A 17,404-nucleotide genomic window follows, 5' to 3' on the forward strand; every position below is an offset into this window, starting at 1 on the left:
CCTTTAGAAGATAATCCGTGATGGCTGCATTCTATACCACGCCTATGAGCCTGTCCCTTTCGGACATGTCAAACGTCCACAAACGTGCGACACTTGGCCTGCGTTAACCAAAAACAAAACCAATACGGTTCATCATGCTGATTTCGCTGAATTACGCTATTTTCGCCCTCGCCATCGCCTTAAGCCTGGATCTGTTTCGCCGCGCCCGGCGCTATCGGGAGGCAGCCATTCATATGGCCCTGTTCGCCATCGCCGCCCTGTTAGGTGGCTTTGCCCACCATATGGAGGCAGAACAGATGCTGGTGCACCGCTGGATTCACGAAGCAAACAATCTGCTGCCAGCGCACTCACAAGCTGGCTCCTATCACAGCATTTACTTGCGGATGTGGTTGGCCACATTCTTTGCCATCGGCCTGACTGAATATTATTTTATGCGGATATTTCTGCACCCGCTGGCAGAACGCTACGGGCTGGGCTGGGTGAAAGGCGCTCTGGTGGCGTCACTGGTTGCTTTCTGCTGCGCGTCATTGGTGATCAGCCAGTATTCACTGGTGGTTATGTTCCATCTGTTTACCCATGTCCTGGTGATTGGGTTTTCTCTCTATCTGATTTACGCCAAGGGGCTGAAACTGTTTTGGCAGCTGATCTTTCTGGTGACTCTGAATCTGGCCGCAGGTGGCGTTTGGTCATTAATGGCATTGGGCGAACTGCCCACCGGCCCCCTGCATTACAACGACTGGTACCACATCATTATTCTGGTATTTTTGCTTTACCTGCATCGTGTACTGACTAAAGGCAGACTGGTGGATACATTGGCAAGCCTGCAACCAGAGCCAACAACAGCCTCCAAACAACTTACTCCATCAACAAGCCCAATGCCTGCAGTCGATTGAACTCGGATTCATTCATCACCGACTGCAGGTAATCAATACCCCGCAGAACCACCGTGGGGAACTCGCGTCGCACCCGATAATGCTTGCGTAGGGCATCAAACCCGAATGCACGTTTTTCTCGGGATAACTGCAGGCTGGTGCGCAACCCCAAGTCATCTTCACGAATATCGTAAATGCGCGATACGATGTCACGGGCGCAGCTTGGCGAGGCCGCCTGATCCGGCCGCGTATCCAAAATCAGATTCAGTTTGCGGTCAATCAGCTCTGCCTCCGTCAGGCATGCCTCCACACCGAAATGCTGGCACAAAGCCTGATATATCATCCAGGTGCCTCTCACTTTGCCATCGTAGCTGTAACCGGCAATATGCGGTGTGGCAATATCAACCTGATTGGCCAGCTCGATGTTAACGAAAGGTTCCCCCTCCCACACATCCAAAATAACCGATAGGTCATAACGTTGATCCAGCGCGCGACTTAACCCCATATTATTCACCACCGAGCCACGGGATGTATTGATCAGTACGCCCCCCTGCACCATATCGCTGATGCGCTGAAAATCAGCCAGATGATGGGTGGCGTGAGGGCCGTCCATGCTATAGGGCACATGCAGCGTCACGATATCAGCTTGCCAGGCTTCATCGCTGCTGACTAACCCGGTTTCACCCGCTGCCTGTCGCAACGGATCGCATGCCAGCACCTTCAGACCCAACGACTGGCACACGGCACGCAAGCGCGACCCCACATTACCGACACCGACAATCCCGATGGATTTGCCATCCAGTTTGAAATCGCGAATGACTTCCAATTCCATTAGCGCCGCCACTACATACTCCACCACCGAGCGGGCATTACAGCCAGGGGCACTGGTAAAGGCTATGTTATTGGCAGCAAGCCAGGCCTGATCAATATGATCCACACCAATGGTGGCTGTTCCCACAAATTTCACACTCGATCCCGACAACAGGGCCTCGTTCACTTTAGTGATAGAACGAACCACCAGTGCATCGGCATCTTTCAGTAGCGCAGGATCCATATCTCGACCCGGCACGGCAACCACTTCAGCGAGCTGACCGAAGCAGCGTTGCGCCATGGGAATGTTTTCATCCACTACGATTTTCATGTGTTGTTTCCCTGCCCGTTCATCCGAGTTCTGCCAGTGCGGCATTCAACGCTGATTCAACCTGGCCCAAATAAATAACACCAAACAGGTTGAAGTGGTTCAACCAATGGTAAAGATCATAAAGGTTACGGCGCAGCACATGCCCTTCCCGCACCGCAATAGCATGGTGGTACGCATCATAGAATGCCTCACCGGGGGCACCGAACATACGGGTCATGGCCAAATCAGTTTCGGCATCCCCGAAGTACACCGCTGGATCAAACAAGGTTGGCTTTCCTTGGGCATCCACTGCCATATTGCCGCTCCACAGATCCCCATGCAATAACACCGGATCAGGCGCATACCCTTTCATCGCGCCGGGGATCAACGCCATCAAACGATCTAATTGCTCAAGCAGCGCCCGCCGCATACTCTTGGCCTCTGCCAACTTGCGTTGAGGCAACAGACGCTTATCCACATAAAACGACCACCATTCCGCATGCCAACCATTGCAACCCCAGCGACTCCTTTTTATACATATCCAACTGGCCAATTGAGCCCACCTTCAAAAACACGGAATCCAAGCCCGGCTTATAGGCTTCATAAGTCGCATTAATGCAGCCAGCACCTGAAGGCCGTATCTCGGCGGTGCGGTAATCGCATCCCAGCTCTGCCGCTAGCCACGTGAGTATTGCATCTGCTTCGGGGCGTCTAAGCATAATATCGATTCACCAAATTCTTAAACTCAGCACCCAGGCCAGCGGCACTGATAAAATCCAACCATTTATCCTGACCGACCGGGGCACACTCAAGCTGATTCAACGTCAGCGCATCAGGCGGCGGACGCAAGCGAATCAGCTCCCGAAACAGGAATGCCTGGTCCTGAGACGCCTGTAACACTGCATGCAGCCGCTTTGCACCCCGCACCGGCAGGGTCAAAACCGCATCCAGATCTGAATACAAATGTTCCAGGCTGCCAAAATGGCTCATCAGCGCCTGTGCCGACTTTTCACCGATACCAGCAACACCCGGAATATTGTCTGCGCTGTCCCCCATCAACGCCAGCAGATCCGGAATCTGCGAGGGTTCCACCTGCCAATGATCGATCAAAGCCCGGTGGTCACGCCGCACATCCTTGGCCCAATCCCACCATAAATCCCCTTCCCCCACCAGCTGCGCCAGATCCTTGTCCCGCGTGATAACCGCACAACGCAGGCCTGCGCTCTTAGCCGTCTGCGCTCCCAGGGCCAACCAATCATCGGCCTCATACACAGCATCCCCCACACAACAAACACCGGCCAGCTCGGTTAATTCGCGACACAATTGCAGCTGCCTGGCCAGAGATTCGTCAGGCAGGGCTCGGTTCGCTTTGTAATCGGGGTAAAGCTGATGCCGAAAGCCACTGAACAAACTTTCATCAAACGCAGCCAGCATATATTTCGGGCGCAAGGCACGACATTGAGCAAGTAATGTCTTCATATAGCCATAAACAGCGTTCACTGATTGGCCAGCCTGATCGTGAAAGTGATCCGGATACCCAAACCAGGCCTGAAATATGTAGATACTGGAATCCAGCAGATAAACCGTGTCAGAATCTTTCAAAGTTGTTATATTCCTATCTACAACTAACTATAACTATCTGAAAAGCGTACAAATGCACTATAACCTAGCAAGTGCATAAGCCAAAGAAGCAGGTCTCAGTAGGGTATACTTTCTGTTTTTGGATAACGGGCGCACAAATTTTAAGTTTACGCCCCCCACTACTTTGCCAGATCTCAAAAAACCAGCGACAATTAAAGTCTCTAATCCTTTGGCCCACCGGTATTTACGCTTCGAGAGACAATAACAAGAAGTGCCAGGTTGTTACGAGTGAGTAAATCTATCAGACAGACTAAAGCAAGTTGGGTGATTTCTACTCTTACTGCCTGCTCACTGTTGTGCGCTCTGGTTCTGACCGGCTGTGCCCCGTCTTCTCAAACCACCAGCGCCGGTAAAGGCCGCGATCTCACCCTGGCCGATTTAAAACGCCGTGATGTCAGCGTTAAACCGCAAGAACTGGAACCCATTGCCGCCGAAAAGGTGCTGGCCAGTTACGAACAGGCCGTGGCCTTGTTTTCAACACAAGAAGAGCGCGCACTGGCTCTGCGCCGCATGGCAGACCTCACCATGGTGGCAACCGAAGACAACATGATCGCCTCCTTGGAGGAATCCCCCCTGGTTGACGGCGCGACTGCAGGCACATCGCCTCAAATCGAAGCACTCCAATACACTAAAGCCGTTGCTATCTATGAGGCTCTGATTTTAGGTGCACCTGCTGGAACCGATCTGTCTGAAGAGTATTATCTGCTGGCAAAAGCCTATGATCTGAACGGCGAATCCGACAAAGCCCGTGAGACACTGGATGCACTGGTCAGCAAATACCCCGATGGCGAATTCACCTATGAGGCCCAGTTCCGCCGCGGCGAACACCTGTTTCTGCTGGGGGAATACTCCGACGCCGCTGAAGCCTATGCCTATGTATTAAAAGCGGGTCCGGCACGGGAGTTTTACGAACATTCCCTTTATAAGCACGGCTGGAGCCTCTATAAACTGGGGGATTACGATCTGGCAGTAGGTGACTTCGTTGCGCTTCTGGATGGCTACATGCCCACCCCTCCACCCAAAACCGAGGCCGAAAGGGCCGCGGAGCGACGCGATCGCACCATAACCAAGATTGAAGCTATTCCTCTACCCGAAGTGTCCAAAACTCAGCAAAAAACATTGGATGACACCCTGCGCGTACTGAGTATGTCGTTTTCGAATCTGGAGGGTGCCGAAAGCGTATCGCAGTACTTCCGCACCAATGGTTCCCGCATCTATGAGTTCAAGGTCTATAGTGCCCTCGCAGAGTTATACCTTTATCAGGAGCGCTATAAAGACGCCGCCGACGCCTACGCCATGTTCTCTCAAAAGAACCCGTTGCACCCAATGGCACCTTCCATGTCGTCCAACGTAATCGACACCTACCAGAAAGGCGGTTTCCCCAGCCTGGTATTGCCATACAAAGAAAAGTTTGTTGAACAATATGGCGTATACAGCGCCTTCTGGGCCCGCGCCACTCCCCAGGCCCGCGACCAATACAGCGCAGAGCTGAAACAACACCTGATCGAACTGGCCCAGCACTATCACTCTTCGGCTCAAAAAACCAAGCAACCCAAGGATTACGGTATTGCCGCTCGCTGGTACCGCGAGTTTCTGACCACCTTCCCCAACGACGAAAACGCTCCCGTCATGAATATGCTGTTGGGTGAAACCCTGTTTGCCGCCAAAGATTTCCGCCCCGCTATCGAAGAGTTCGAGCGTACCGCATACGACTACCCACCCCACGCCGACGCCGAGAAAGCAGCCTATTTTGCCCTGTTGGCCCATCAGGAATACCTCAACACCCTGGCCAAAGACGATCCTACCCGTCGCGGCTGGATCGCCAAGCGCGCCAGCAGCGCCCTGCGCTTTGCCAAGGCTTACCCAGCCAACGTGAATACACCCAAGGTGCTGGATAACGTCATCGAAGATCAGCTGCTGCTGGGCGACATAGAAAGCGCCATCGTAACCGCCCAGCTCATCATCGAACTGGTTCCACCTGCTCCGCAAGCCTTGAGAGAAAAAGCCTGGATCACCTACGCCAACGGCATGTTCGACAAAGGGGCATGGGTGAAAGCGGAGGAAGCCATCAGCAAGGTGCTGGAATTCAACTCCATCAAACCCCAGCAACGGGTCAAGTTCGAGGAAAACCTCGCTACCTGCATCTACAAACAGGGTGAAATTCTGGAGCAGGAAGGCCGCCTGGCAGAAGCCGCCGGCGAATATCTGCGTGTTGCCGTTGCCGTGCCCAACGCCTCCGTACGGGCCAACGCCGACTACGACGCGGCAAACATACTGCTTCAACTGGAAGAATACGACAAAGCCATCAACGTATTGGAAGGCTTCCGCAAACGCTTCCCGAGCAATGCGCTCACCGCCTCGATTCCGGCCAAGCTCAGTTTTGCCTATGAAAAAACCGGCAACCTGGCCATGGCCTCAGCGGAACTGCTTACCATTGCCATGCTTAACAAAGACACCAACCCCCAACTGGCACGGGAAGCACTGCTGCAAGCTGCTGAAATGCGCGAGCAAACCGGCGATACCGATGGCGCAATCGAGCTGTACAAAAAGTTTATCTGGGATTACGAGCGCCCTGTTGCCCCACGCATGGAAGCCCAGTACAAACTGGTTGGCCTGTATGAAAAACAGGGCGACAGCAACAAACGCTACTTCTGGCTGAATAAACTGGTGGAAACCCACGCCAGCGCAGGCCCCGAGCAATCCGACCGTACCCTGTACCTTGCCGCGTACGGCTCCTACAACAGTGCCGATGCCTTATTTGCCGATTTCAAAAGCATACGCCTGACTCAGCCACTCAAAACCAGCCTCAAGAAAAAGAAATCCGCCATGCAGAAAGCCAGCAAGGCCTACACCAAAACAGTTCAATACGGTGTCATCGATTTCACCACTGCTGCCAACTATAAACTCGGTGAAGTGTATCGCCTGTTCGCCCGCAGCATCATGGAAAGCGAACGCCCCCGCGGCCTGGATGAGCTGGCCCTGGAGGAATACGAAATACTGCTGGAAGATCAGGCCCTGCCTTTCGAAGATAAAGCCATCGCTATATTTCAAACCAACTCCGAGCGAACCAGCAATGGCGTTTGGGATGAATGGATTCAGAGAAGCTACGAATCACTTAGCAAGCTATCGCCCGGCCGCTACAACAAAACCGAACTGACGGAGGATTACGTTGATGTCATATACTAAATCAGCCCTCCCACTGCTGGTGATATTTGCCCTCTCTGGCTGCTCAATGTTTGGCGACAAAGAAACCCTCGAATCAAGCGATTTCGACATGCCTGATTCCGTCACCATTGACCTGACCGGCGAGGTGCCTGAGGAGCAATCTGCAGCGCCAGAAGCGGTCGCCATTCCCGATGCGGAAAGCACACAGGCCACGGACACATCTCAAACAGAGTCCACCAGCAACACCATCGCTGACCAAGACTCCGCTGCGGTATTGGCACGCCTCAATCAACCCAGCCAGGAAGCGATAACACGCGACCCCGAGCAAGCCAAACAAGCAAAACTGGCCCAGCCAGACTACGATCGCGCCATCACCGAATTGCGCAAAGGCAACCTGGATGCAGCCATGGCCCGTTTTAAAGACTTATCCCAGCAATATCCGGCCTTATCCGGCCCAATTGTGAACCAGGCCATTATTTTAAGAAAAAAAGGTAAAACCCAGGAAGCCTACGACCTGTTGCAGAAATCCATCTTGCAGCATGGGAAAAACCCGTTACTTCTTAATGAGTTAGGAGTGTTAAGTCGGCAGCTTGGCAAGTTCAAACAAGCACAGGCCAGCTATGAATCTGCGATCCGTATCGACGAACGCTACGCAGCAGCCCACTATAATCTTGGGGTACTGGCGGATCTTTATCTACACGACCCCGCTATGGCCCTGAACCAATTCGAAATCTATCAGACCCTGATCCCCGAGCCGGACCGTAAAGTCAAAGGCTGGATCATTGAACTACAACGGCGAGCAGCGCGAGCACAATGAACCGATTACATAAGCTGATACGCATACCACTGTTGACTGTGCTGGCCATCACCAGCCAAGCCGCATGGTCACTGGATGAAGGTACCACCATTATTGGCACCAAAGAGGCTCCCAACGTGTTGAACGTTGTGCCCTGGCAGAATCGGGAGCTCAATATAGACCCATGGGAAGCCAAGCCTACTCTGGATTCCCAATTGCTGAATGATTCTCTCAAACCGGTGGATCAAGACGAGTTGCGCAGACAAGTGGAATATTTTAACCTGCTGCAACACTCTGACCCCAAGTGATTGATCAATAAGGATTTACAGCGCAACAAGAACAAGAAACGACAACCCGGCCACCCTGCACTGCTATTCAGGGGCACCGGACACACACTGATTAAACGAACAGATGAAACCTTAATTTGGTAACGCAGGAGACCAAAATGTCTGACACAGTGAATGCTGCTGAACAAAGCGCAGGATTGATCACCACCACCGCCCAGTTCTTTCAGGAAGGCGGCCCCTTTATGTACATCATATTGGCGGTGTTTCTGGTTGGCCTTGCCATCACCCTGGAGCGCTTCATCTATCTGAACCTCACTCAAACCCGAAATCAGATGGTGTGGAAGAAACTGTTTCCCCTCCTGACTCAGGGCAAGTTCAAATCAGCCATGGAGGAAGCCAAAGGCTCCGGCAGCGCAGTGGCCAAAATCTTGGTGTACGGTCTGTCCCGCAGCGCCTATGCAACCCGTCATGACGAAGTGGAAATGGCGATGGAAGAAGGCCTTATGGAAGCAATCCCTCACCTAGAGCGTCGCACCAACTACATCGCCACCTTCGCTAACATCGCAACGCTATTGGGTCTGTTGGGCACCATCATGGGTCTGATCAATGCATTTACCGCCGTAGCCAGCGCTGATCCGTCGCAGAAAGCCGACCTGCTGTCTGCCAGTATCTCCGTGGCCATGAACACCACCGCATTCGGTCTGATGGCGGCGATACCACTCCTGCTGGCCTTTACCTATTTGCAGAACAAAACCAACCAGCTGATCGATAGCATGGAAATGGCCTCCGTTAAATTCCTCAACGTATTCCGTCAAGCACAAAGCCAGAAGGCACAGGGCAACGGACAGGGCTAATGCTGTTTAGCGTTGGCCAAACGAATACGTTTGAGCAGGAGCTGTTATGAGTAGACGCTCGCGTCGAAGACATACTGGAGATGCAGAAATCAACATTACCGCCTTCATGAACCTGATGGTGGTACTGGTGCCGTTTCTGCTGATTACAGCGGTGTTTTCGCAGATTTCAATTCTTGAACTGAACTTACCGGCCACCACCCCGGCTGTTCAGCAACAGGAAGACAAAAAACCCATCGTGCTGGAAGTTCTGATATACAAGAACCGATTGGAAGTGGTCGACCGTCAGACAGGGCCACTAAAGATTATTCCTGATATCGGTAACAGTCACGATTACGACACTATGGTAAAAACGCTGAAAGCGGTGAAAAATCGTTTCCCTGATATCACCGAGATCACCCTGCTGCTGGAAGCCAATACGCCGTACGACGTACTGGTAACCACCATGGATAAAGTGCGCCTGACCAAACAGGTGATCAACGGCACGGCAGAAAGCGCTGAACTGTTTCCGGATATAGCCATTGGCGATGCGCCGCCCGATAAGCAAAATACCTCCTCCATCAACTCAGTTGAAGGAGGTGCGGCATGAAGCTTTCCCATCGCGCAAAACGCATGGATCGACGCCACAAACGCCAGTTCCTGCCCGGCGTAAACCTGGTGTCCTTAATGGACATATTTACCATTCTGGTGTTCTTCCTGCTGGTGAATTCATCGAATACCACTCAGCTGCCCAGCCAGAAGTCCATTAAGCTGCCTGAGTCCATTGCCGAACAGCTGCCCAAAGAAACACTGACCATTATGGTGAACGACAAAACCATATTGGTGAATGGGCGCATCGTGGAAGAAGTGCCGACCATCATGGCACAACGCAGCGATACCATTCCTGCCCTGCAAAAAGAACTGCTCTATCAGGCCAGTAAAGCACCGGCACTGGTGGTGAATGAGCTGGGCGTCGCAGAACGTGATGTCACCATCATGGGCGACAAGGAAATCCCCTACGCGCTGCTACGCAAAATCATGATGACCTGCAGCAACAATGAGTATTCACGTATCTCACTGGCTGTCCTCAAGAAAGCGGAGGACAAGCGATCATGAAGCCTCTGTATTACTCAACGCCAAGCCTGCCCTGGGATCGAGCAGCCGAAGAGGAAAAACTGTTCCGCAAGATGATCTCGGTGTTCATCGTGATATTTGTCATCATGCTTTTGGTGATTCCCAATATCCCGGTACCCGAAAAGCAGCGGGATCAAGTGGAGAAAATACCGCCTCGATTGGCAAAACTGGTAATGGAAAAGCAAAAGCCGCCACCACCGCCTCCTCCTCCGAAAGAAGAGAAAAAAGAGGAAGAGAAAAAGGAAGAACCCAAGAAAGAAGAGCCCAAAAAGGAAGAACCTAAAAAAGAAGAGAAGCCCAAGCCAACAGCGAAAGAAAAGGCCAAAGCCGCTATTGCTGTCTTTGATGACTTGAGCGATCTAAGGGACACCAATGATCTGGCGGATCTGAAAACCGAGCAGAAATCGATTGCCTCTGTGGGTGCGCAAGAGCAAACAACCCAGCGTTCACTGGTGGGAACGATGGCACTGGGTAGCAGCGGCGGTGTCAGCACTTCCAAGGCCAGCTCTGGCGGCGGCGGTTCTGGCACTCTGGCGGGCGTCACCTCAACTAAAGTGGAAAGCCAGATCGCCGATCCCGCTGCCCAAAAAGAGGAACGACGTGGCAAAGATGGTAAAGCTCGTCGCTCCACTGAAGACATCCAGCTGGTATTTGATAAGCATAAAGGCGCTATTTACTCCTTATATCGTCGGGCATTGCGCAACAACCCAGCCTTGGAAGGTACCGTGGTACTGCGCATGGAAATCCAACCAGATGGCACTGTCACCAAGTGTGACGTGGTCAGCAGTGAGCTGAACGATGCAGACCTTGAGCGCAAAATCGTGCTCAAGATCAAACGCATCAACTTTGGTTCCATGGCTGTGGGTGTATGGAACGATACCTACCCCATCTCGTTCATACCGTCGTAATGACAAGGGTAAGAGCATGCTGAGAGCGCTGAGTTGCATCATTATAGGGTTGGCCTTACTGGCCAGCCCTGTAGCGTTCGCCAAAAAACCACCGATAGGTGACAAAGCGCCTGATTTCACACTGCACAGCGACGGTCCACACAACCTGAGGCTGTCAGAGCAAAAAGGCTATATTGTCGCTGTGGTGTTCTGGGCCAGCTGGTGTCGCTCCTGCCCGGTACAATTGCAGGCATTGGAACAGTTACAGAAAAAGTACGCCGATTTCGGGGTTAAAGTATGGGCGATTACTCTGGATAAAAATCGCGCCGACACCCAACACTATCAGGAGCACAAAGGCCTGGCCCTGACCGTGCTCTATGATGAGACTTTTGTTGTCAGCGAACGCTACGACATAGATGATCTGCCCTCCTCCTTTATCGTGGATAGGGATGGGGTTATTCGTCATTTGCAAAACGGCTTTGAGCCAACTGACGTCAACACATTCGATACCCTGCTGCAAAGCCTGGTATCCGAGTAGGCGAACCCAAACGAGTGAAGCACATGAACGCGATCAATCACAAACTGGCCCGATTATTTTCCGCACTGCTGCTGGTGTCACTCTGCAGCCTGTCCACTGCGGCTGATCTGGAAGAGACCGTGGATCTTGATGTGGGCGACGACCTTGAGTTCATCGAAATCGATGACATCCTGGATGAAGAAGCCAGCGCCCCGGCAGCAACCGTTGCCATACCCAAAGCCAATCTCGAGGCACCAGCCGAAGAAGAAGAGTTCGTTGATCTGAACATGATTCTGTACGGCACAGAAAACCCCAACGGGGATGCGCAAACTGCCATGGCAGACAAAGATCCTGAAACCATGCAACAGGAGATGCAATCCCTCAAGGAAAAGATTCTGCAAGTGAACCGGGATCTGTTTATCCTCGAAGAAGATCTACTGTTCCCGAGCAGCACGCAGGTGAACGTGTTCGTGTCTTATGATGCTCTGGAGTACTTTCAGCTGGATGGTGTCTCGCTCAAAATCAATGATCGCCCTATCAGCAACCACCTCTATACCGAGCGCGAATTGAAAGCAATGAATCGCGGCGCTGTACAGCGACTGTTCACTGGCAACCTGCCAGTAGGTGAGCACGAACTGGTTGCGGTGGTGACTGGAGTCGGGCCAGAAGGACGCGACTACAAGCGAGCAGTCAGCATGGCGTTTGAGAAAACCAGCGGCACCAAATATATCGAACTAACCATCGAAGGGGATGATCTCCGCAAGCAACCCGGCTTCAGACTGAAGCAGTGGGAGTGATGGCTGAGGAATCCTGAATTGAAACCGAACCCTCATCGCCTGGCTGATCGGCACCAGACCTCCTCGACACTCTGGAGCCTGAGTGCTGCCTTGGTTATTGCACTGACAATAGCCATGCCGGATCGTGCCAACGCCTTGGACCTGGATCCATTTGACTGGTTTGGCTCCGATCAAACTACGGTTGAAGGCACTGAAGCACCGCCACAACCCAAGCCGCCAGTGCCCATCGATCAACCACATGCGATTGAAGACCTGGCGTATGGTGACTTACTGTATGAGTTCTATCAAGAACATTACTTCTCTGCCATTACCAAAATCCTGGTAGCCAAAGAGCGAGGTTTGTTTAAAAACAACAGCGAACACGCAGAGCTGGTATTGGGTGCTCTCTATGTTTCTTATGGCTTACTTGATAACGGCGAAGCTATTTTCACCAACCTGCTGAATACCTACACATCGCCACAAGGAGCAGATGAATCCTGGTATCAGTTGGCCCGCATTTATTACAAGCGCGGCAGACCACAACACGCCTTAGATATACTCACTTCCAATATCAGTGAGCCTGTGGAGTCCCGTGCTGCCGAGTACGTGCTGTTACAAATACTCTGCTACATTCGCCTGGGTGATGTGAATCAGGCCCAATCCCTGAGCCAATACCTAAAAGAAGATCGAGTCCAAAGCCTGTTTGTGCGTTTTAACATGGGTTCGGCAATGGCGCAGCTGGGCAATATGGAAGGCGCTGCCGGATACTACCGCGACATCCTCAACAGCAATCAACCCCATACCGACATAGATAAAACTGTGCACGACCAGGCGGCCCTGGCCCTTGGCATCCATTACTTGCGCAGCAACGAACTGGCCTTGGCGGAACAAACGTTTTTGAAAATTCGTTTGTATGGGCCGGTGGCCAATCGGGCGTTGTTAGCGCTGGGCTGGACTCATTTTCACGCTGACCGCAAAGCAGACGCGCTAACACCCTGGATGGAGCTGAATGAGCGCCCTCTTACGGATCCATCCGTTCAGGAAAGCATTCTCAATGTGCCTTTTGTCTATGAAGAACTCGGCGCACTGCAAGATGCCTTGGATGGTTACAATGCGGCCTACAAGATATTCCGCAACCAACGCCGCAAACTTGAAAAAATCAAACGCGGAGTATTGCAACCCGACTGGATAGAAAACATCAGCCCCGTGGATTTATCCGGCCAGGATGTAATGGGCACCCTCCCCGAGTTTCAGTTGCCGGTGGATGATGAGATCAGTCAGCATTTGTATCAGTATTTCGCCAGCAATGACTTCCAGCGGCTTTATCACGATTACCGTGAATTACAACGGCTGTACATGGTACTAAACCACTGGGAAAAGCAGTTCCCCAGTTTCAACGAAATGATCAATACCCACGTTGAGCGTCTGAACGAGCTGGCTCCGCAAGCTGAAAAATCGATTGAGCAGTCACAAAAGTTCTACGCCTATTCACGAGTAAAACTGGATGAATTCGAAACCCGCCTGAATCAGATCATCGCCAATGACGACCTTATGGGGCTGGCCAATGTGTCCCAACTGGCCCAGAAAGAACGCCTCGATGCCATCGAAAGCACACTTAATGAACTGAATGATCCGGATATGTATGCCGAGGAATGGCATAAGCTGAAGCTATTGAAAGGATTGTTGCTGTGGGATCTGAGTGCCGCCTCCATTGACAAAAGATGGGAAACCACCAAAGAGCAAGTAGCCATCAATAACATGCTCACCGAACTCGAGAACCGGATACGAGCCGTATCCGCTGCCAGAGAAGTTCGACTGAATCGCTTCTACGGATTCGAGACCCGTGTTATTGACCTGCGCCAGCGAGTGGAAGGCCTTAAAGCTGAAACCGCCAGACAACTTCGCCAACAGCGCCATCAGATGCAGAAACTGGCGGTCGCTATCATCGAACGGCAGCAGAAGCAACTGGATGCCATGCGCGCAAAAACCTTGTTGGCCATTGCCCGCCTACAGGATCTTGGTTACATGCAGGAGCGAAATCGCAAAAGAATACGCGAGCAAAGCATTATGTTAGAGCTAGGTGCCGAACCCTCCGATTCGTCGGCCCCGGATACCAACACTGAACTGACCCCGGTGGATCAAAAAGAGTCAGCTCAGAACCTGGGTGACGTGATCAAACGCATTTTTTCAGGCGATTGATATTACGCGCTCACCCAAGCTCTTGCTCTAGCTCATTGTGAGATCAAATCATACAGGCTAGCATTGACCTCAAATACTGTTCATGTAAGCGGCACACTATGTCTAGCACTACATCTACCAAAACCAACCAACACCCGATAATACGAGCCATCGCCTACTTGGTTATCAGCGGTGGATCGATCGTTCTGATATTCAGCCTGGCACTACTGCACAGCACCCTACAAAAGCAAAGTTGGCCTGCCGCCACAATTGCTCGGGTGAATCAGAGCTTTTACTATCAGGTGGGTGAAAAACGCTACGAAATTCAACCTTCGGATAGCATCAACGACAGCACCCGAAAAGTATATTTCAACCCAGAGCAACCCGACCAATTTGTGGTTGAGATCCCCAGCTTCTGGTGGCATCTATACTTGAGTATGGCTGGACTTATTGTATTGTATGCAGGGTTACATTTGCGCCAAGAGCGCAACCGTAATATCCAGTCCTTGGGGTTCGAATAGAATAAAGCTACCCAAAACCAAACCACTAACGGCAAACATAATGGCAAAACATCAAGAGCACATCGTCTGCATCAAATCCTCAAAAGTAACACACCACAAGCATGGCTTTGTCGACTATGAGTTGAGCAATCAAGACCTGATGCTGGGGCAGCGCGCATCCTTGGAACTGGATGAGGATTTTCGTCAAGTACTGCCTGTCTCGATCTTTACCCACAAAGGCAAAGTATGGGCTTACGAGCGCACATCCAAAGGCGGAGAAACTCGACTGCATAACAAAGTAGCTGTAGCCGTTGGTGGCCATTGGGATTTGAATGATCTTGTTGTTGAAGACAGCGTTATTGATCTCGAAAAATCCCTATCCCAAACCATGGCTCGCGAACTGAATGAGGAGGTACATTTAACCTCGGCAGTTATTAATACTACAGAGCTGGCGCAGAAGATCTGCTCTGATGAAACAGAGGTAGATAGAGTTCACCTGGCAGTAGTGTACGTTCACGAACTGGACGGAGAAGGTATCGCATCAGCGGAAGAACAGCTGAAGACAATAGGATTCATATCACCCAAAGAGCTGCTTTCTGGCGAGTATAATATTGAGGGCTGGGCCAGAATCATCTGCGAGATATTAGTTCGGAATACTTAATCCACATCCATCAAGCTGATCTAAGGCGCGAGCATCTAACAACCAAAACAGTAGCCTTGCGCCAGGTTGCAGCCCCGCGTCCGCACCTGGAGCCGCTACCTGCATATTCAACTCATATATTAACTCGACGCTTTATTGTTGGAGTTTACGTATATGCTACGGAACATCGAACTGGCGGAAATGTCCATTGTCTAATGGCAATTAGATGCTTTTTTGACCGGGCTCATTAATATTCAAACCCATGATCGAATACAAAGGCTATATTCCCTTGTTTCACTATCCTTTAATGTTAGGTCAATATACTGGCTGACGTAGGAAGATATAATAGCAGCGATTCTAAGGGACAGAATCGGCCTGATGTTCACTCAGCTCGCTCAACAACACATTAGAATGTACAGTGACATGCATTGGCACGTATAAGTAACTACGTGGAACCCAATAAGGATATGACATGAAACAGAACCGCAATACCCCCAAAAGCGCCTTATCCATCGCCATTTCGATCAGTTTGGCTGTCGGATTATTCAGCGTTGGTATCCGTACCGCTGTCTCCGCGCCCTCCCTTACCATTTACAACGGCAATTTCGCAGTTGTAAGAGACACCATTAAACTTAACCTCTCCAAAGGCGACAACGATGTTAAGTATCAGGACATAACCAAGCAACTGGAGCCCGATTCTGTGGTGTTTCGGCCAACTGATACTAAATGGCCATTATCGATTCTTGAACAAAACTACCTGTCGTTGCCGGTAAATGAGGCCCTGCTACTGAACTATTTTGAAGGCCAGACCATCGACTTCGAAGTTATCCGCAATAAACAAACCTCGAACCTGCCGGGCAAAATCATACGCAGTGGCCTCTCTGGAGGCTCGCCCATTATCGAAATGGAGGGTAAAACCCGTTTCGGCTTGCCCGGACGCCCTCTGTTTCCTGCCCTGAAGGATGACACGCTGCTTAAACCTACCTTAGCCTGGCAATTGAAATCGGGTAAATCAGGCGAGGTAAATGCTGAATTGGCGTATCTCACTGGCGGCCTGAACTGGAAGGCCGACTATAACCTGATTGCAAAAGAAAACACCGACAAGGTTAACGTCAATGGCTGGGTCACTTTTGAAAACCAATCGGGTAAAAGCTTCAACGCTGCCAAAATAAAATTGATGGCTGGGGACATCAACAAACTGAGCCCTCCTTCGGTAAACCTATACAAAGCAAGAGCCATGGCGATGGAAATGGCGATGGATGCCCCAAGCGTTACTCAGAAAGATTTTGATGAGTATCACCTTTATGCCATTGGCCGCCCGATTGACCTTGCCGATGGTGAAAGCAAACAGGTGGCCTTTGTGGATGCCAGCGGGGTTATCTCCAATACGCGTTTCATTTATGACGGCGCTCAGATTGATCAGCGCTATCAACCTGGAATGGAGCGGATTCGCAGCGATCCCAACTACGGCACCCAAAGCAACAACAAAGTGTGGATCTATCGGGAATTCAACAACAGCAAGAAGAACGGACTGGGTATTCCTCTGCCAAAGGGCCGCGTGAGATTCTACCAAGCAGATAACGACGGGCAGCTTGAGTTTCTTGGTGAAAACAATATCGACCACACCGCAACCGAGGCAAAGGTATCATTATACACAGGGAACGCATTTGACGTGGTTGGTAGCCGCAAACGTTTGGATTTCCAAATGAATGATCGTCAGAACTCGGCTCAGGAATCCTTTGCTATAACGCTGAAAAACAGCAAGAAAGTACCTGTAACCGTTTCAATTGTGGAACACCTATATCGTTGGACCACATGGTCTATTCAAACGCATTCAAGTCCATTCGACAAAACTGACGCTCAAACCATTGAGTTCGAAGTGGAGCTAAAACCAGATCAGGAAAAAACCACCACCTACACCGTTCACTATCAGTGGTGATAGCACCAACATTGTGTTCGCGTGTGGATCTCTTGAATCAAAATAAAATAGTGACGGCTTCTAGGCAGCGACGGCTTCTGAATTAGAGGTTAAACATTAATCAAGAGCGTGAATTTTTGCCA

At 51.2% G+C, this 17,404-nt stretch carries 18 protein-coding genes; 14 read left to right on the forward strand and 4 right to left on the reverse strand.

Annotation, left to right across the window (positions count from 1 at the left end):
- The first annotated feature begins 134 nt into the window (after positions 1–134).
- A complete protein-coding gene (locus Kalk_RS02705) occupies positions 135–893 on the forward strand; it encodes a DUF6962 family protein (protein ID WP_101892738.1) in 759 nt (252 codons plus the stop codon).
- Here Kalk_RS02705 and Kalk_RS02710 read toward each other — a convergent pair.
- From Kalk_RS02710 to Kalk_RS02720, 4 genes are read right to left on the reverse strand one after another with little or no spacing between them, the layout of a single operon-like run.
- Positions 856–2,013 (reverse strand): 4-phosphoerythronate dehydrogenase, encoded by a 1,158-nt coding sequence (locus tag Kalk_RS02710; protein ID WP_158643275.1) that lies wholly within the window; start codon positions 2,011–2,013, stop codon positions 856–858. The two genes, Kalk_RS02705 and Kalk_RS02710, sit on opposite strands and share 38 nt — an antisense overlap.
- A gap of 19 nt (positions 2,014–2,032) precedes the next feature.
- Positions 2,033–2,470: a fructosamine kinase family protein gene (locus Kalk_RS02715; protein ID WP_199767999.1), complete on the reverse strand. Its 438-nt coding sequence runs from the start codon at positions 2,468–2,470 to the stop codon at positions 2,033–2,035.
- The gene (locus Kalk_RS21310) at positions 2,463–2,711 is read right to left on the reverse strand and encodes a fructosamine kinase family protein (protein WP_199768000.1); all 249 of its coding nucleotides are present in this window, start codon (positions 2,709–2,711) and stop codon (positions 2,463–2,465) included. The genes Kalk_RS02715 and Kalk_RS21310 overlap by 8 nt, the downstream gene beginning before the upstream one ends.
- Positions 2,704–3,594 carry a 5'-3' exonuclease gene (locus Kalk_RS02720; RefSeq protein WP_101892741.1) on the reverse strand — a complete coding sequence of 297 codons (891 nt, stop codon included), beginning with the start codon at positions 3,592–3,594 and terminating at the stop codon, positions 2,704–2,706. The genes Kalk_RS21310 and Kalk_RS02720 overlap by 8 nt, the downstream gene beginning before the upstream one ends.
- Before the next feature lie 267 nt (positions 3,595–3,861).
- On the opposite strand from Kalk_RS02720, the gene Kalk_RS02725 reads away from it, so the two are divergent.
- The 13 genes from Kalk_RS02725 to Kalk_RS02785 all read left to right on the forward strand — a co-directional run bounded on the left by Kalk_RS02725 (position 3,862) and on the right by Kalk_RS02785 (position 17,282).
- A complete protein-coding gene (locus Kalk_RS02725; RefSeq protein WP_158643276.1) occupies positions 3,862–6,819 on the forward strand; it encodes a tetratricopeptide repeat protein in 2,958 nt (985 codons plus the stop codon).
- Positions 6,806–7,615: a tetratricopeptide repeat protein gene (locus tag Kalk_RS02730; RefSeq protein ID WP_101892743.1), complete on the forward strand. Its 810-nt coding sequence runs from the start codon at positions 6,806–6,808 to the stop codon at positions 7,613–7,615. The genes Kalk_RS02725 and Kalk_RS02730 overlap by 14 nt, the downstream gene beginning before the upstream one ends.
- Positions 7,612–7,902 (forward strand): hypothetical protein, encoded by a 291-nt coding sequence (locus Kalk_RS02735; RefSeq protein WP_101892744.1) that lies wholly within the window; start codon positions 7,612–7,614, stop codon positions 7,900–7,902. The genes Kalk_RS02730 and Kalk_RS02735 overlap by 4 nt, the downstream gene beginning before the upstream one ends.
- 137 nt (positions 7,903–8,039) lie before the next feature.
- Entirely contained in the window at positions 8,040–8,735 is a 696-nt protein-coding gene (locus Kalk_RS02740) for a MotA/TolQ/ExbB proton channel family protein (protein WP_101892745.1), read from the forward strand.
- A 46-nt stretch (positions 8,736–8,781) separates the two neighbouring features.
- Positions 8,782–9,321, forward strand: a complete 540-nt coding sequence (locus Kalk_RS02745) for an ExbD/TolR family protein (RefSeq protein WP_101892746.1) — start codon at positions 8,782–8,784, stop codon at positions 9,319–9,321.
- A complete protein-coding gene (locus Kalk_RS02750; protein ID WP_101892747.1) occupies positions 9,318–9,827 on the forward strand; it encodes an ExbD/TolR family protein in 510 nt (169 codons plus the stop codon). Before Kalk_RS02745 ends, Kalk_RS02750 begins: the two co-directional genes overlap by 4 nt.
- Positions 9,824–10,753 carry an AgmX/PglI C-terminal domain-containing protein gene (locus Kalk_RS02755; protein ID WP_101892748.1) on the forward strand — a complete coding sequence of 310 codons (930 nt, stop codon included), beginning with the start codon at positions 9,824–9,826 and terminating at the stop codon, positions 10,751–10,753. The genes Kalk_RS02750 and Kalk_RS02755 overlap by 4 nt, the downstream gene beginning before the upstream one ends.
- Before the next feature lie 16 nt (positions 10,754–10,769).
- Complete coding sequence (locus Kalk_RS02760) at positions 10,770–11,270, forward strand: peroxiredoxin family protein (protein WP_158643277.1); 501 nt, start codon at positions 10,770–10,772, stop codon at positions 11,268–11,270.
- 23 nt (positions 11,271–11,293) lie between these two features.
- Complete coding sequence (locus Kalk_RS21315; RefSeq protein WP_199768001.1) at positions 11,294–12,046, forward strand: hypothetical protein; 753 nt, start codon at positions 11,294–11,296, stop codon at positions 12,044–12,046.
- Positions 12,047–12,064: 18 nt separating this feature from the next.
- A complete protein-coding gene (locus tag Kalk_RS02770) occupies positions 12,065–14,224 on the forward strand; it encodes a tetratricopeptide repeat protein (protein WP_101892750.1) in 2,160 nt (719 codons plus the stop codon).
- Positions 14,225–14,322: 98 nt separating this feature from the next.
- Positions 14,323–14,724 (forward strand): hypothetical protein, encoded by a 402-nt coding sequence (locus tag Kalk_RS02775; RefSeq protein ID WP_101892751.1) that lies wholly within the window; start codon positions 14,323–14,325, stop codon positions 14,722–14,724.
- Positions 14,725–14,764: 40 nt separating this feature from the next.
- Complete coding sequence (locus Kalk_RS02780; RefSeq protein ID WP_101892752.1) at positions 14,765–15,364, forward strand: NUDIX domain-containing protein; 600 nt, start codon at positions 14,765–14,767, stop codon at positions 15,362–15,364.
- Between the two features lie 451 nt (positions 15,365–15,815).
- Complete coding sequence (locus Kalk_RS02785; RefSeq protein WP_101892753.1) at positions 15,816–17,282, forward strand: DUF4139 domain-containing protein; 1,467 nt, start codon at positions 15,816–15,818, stop codon at positions 17,280–17,282.
- Positions 17,283–17,404: the final 122 nt, after the last annotated feature.

Origin of the sequence: Ketobacter alkanivorans (assembly GCF_002863865.1) — a bacterium.
GTDB lineage: Bacteria > Pseudomonadota > Gammaproteobacteria > Pseudomonadales > Ketobacteraceae > Ketobacter > Ketobacter alkanivorans.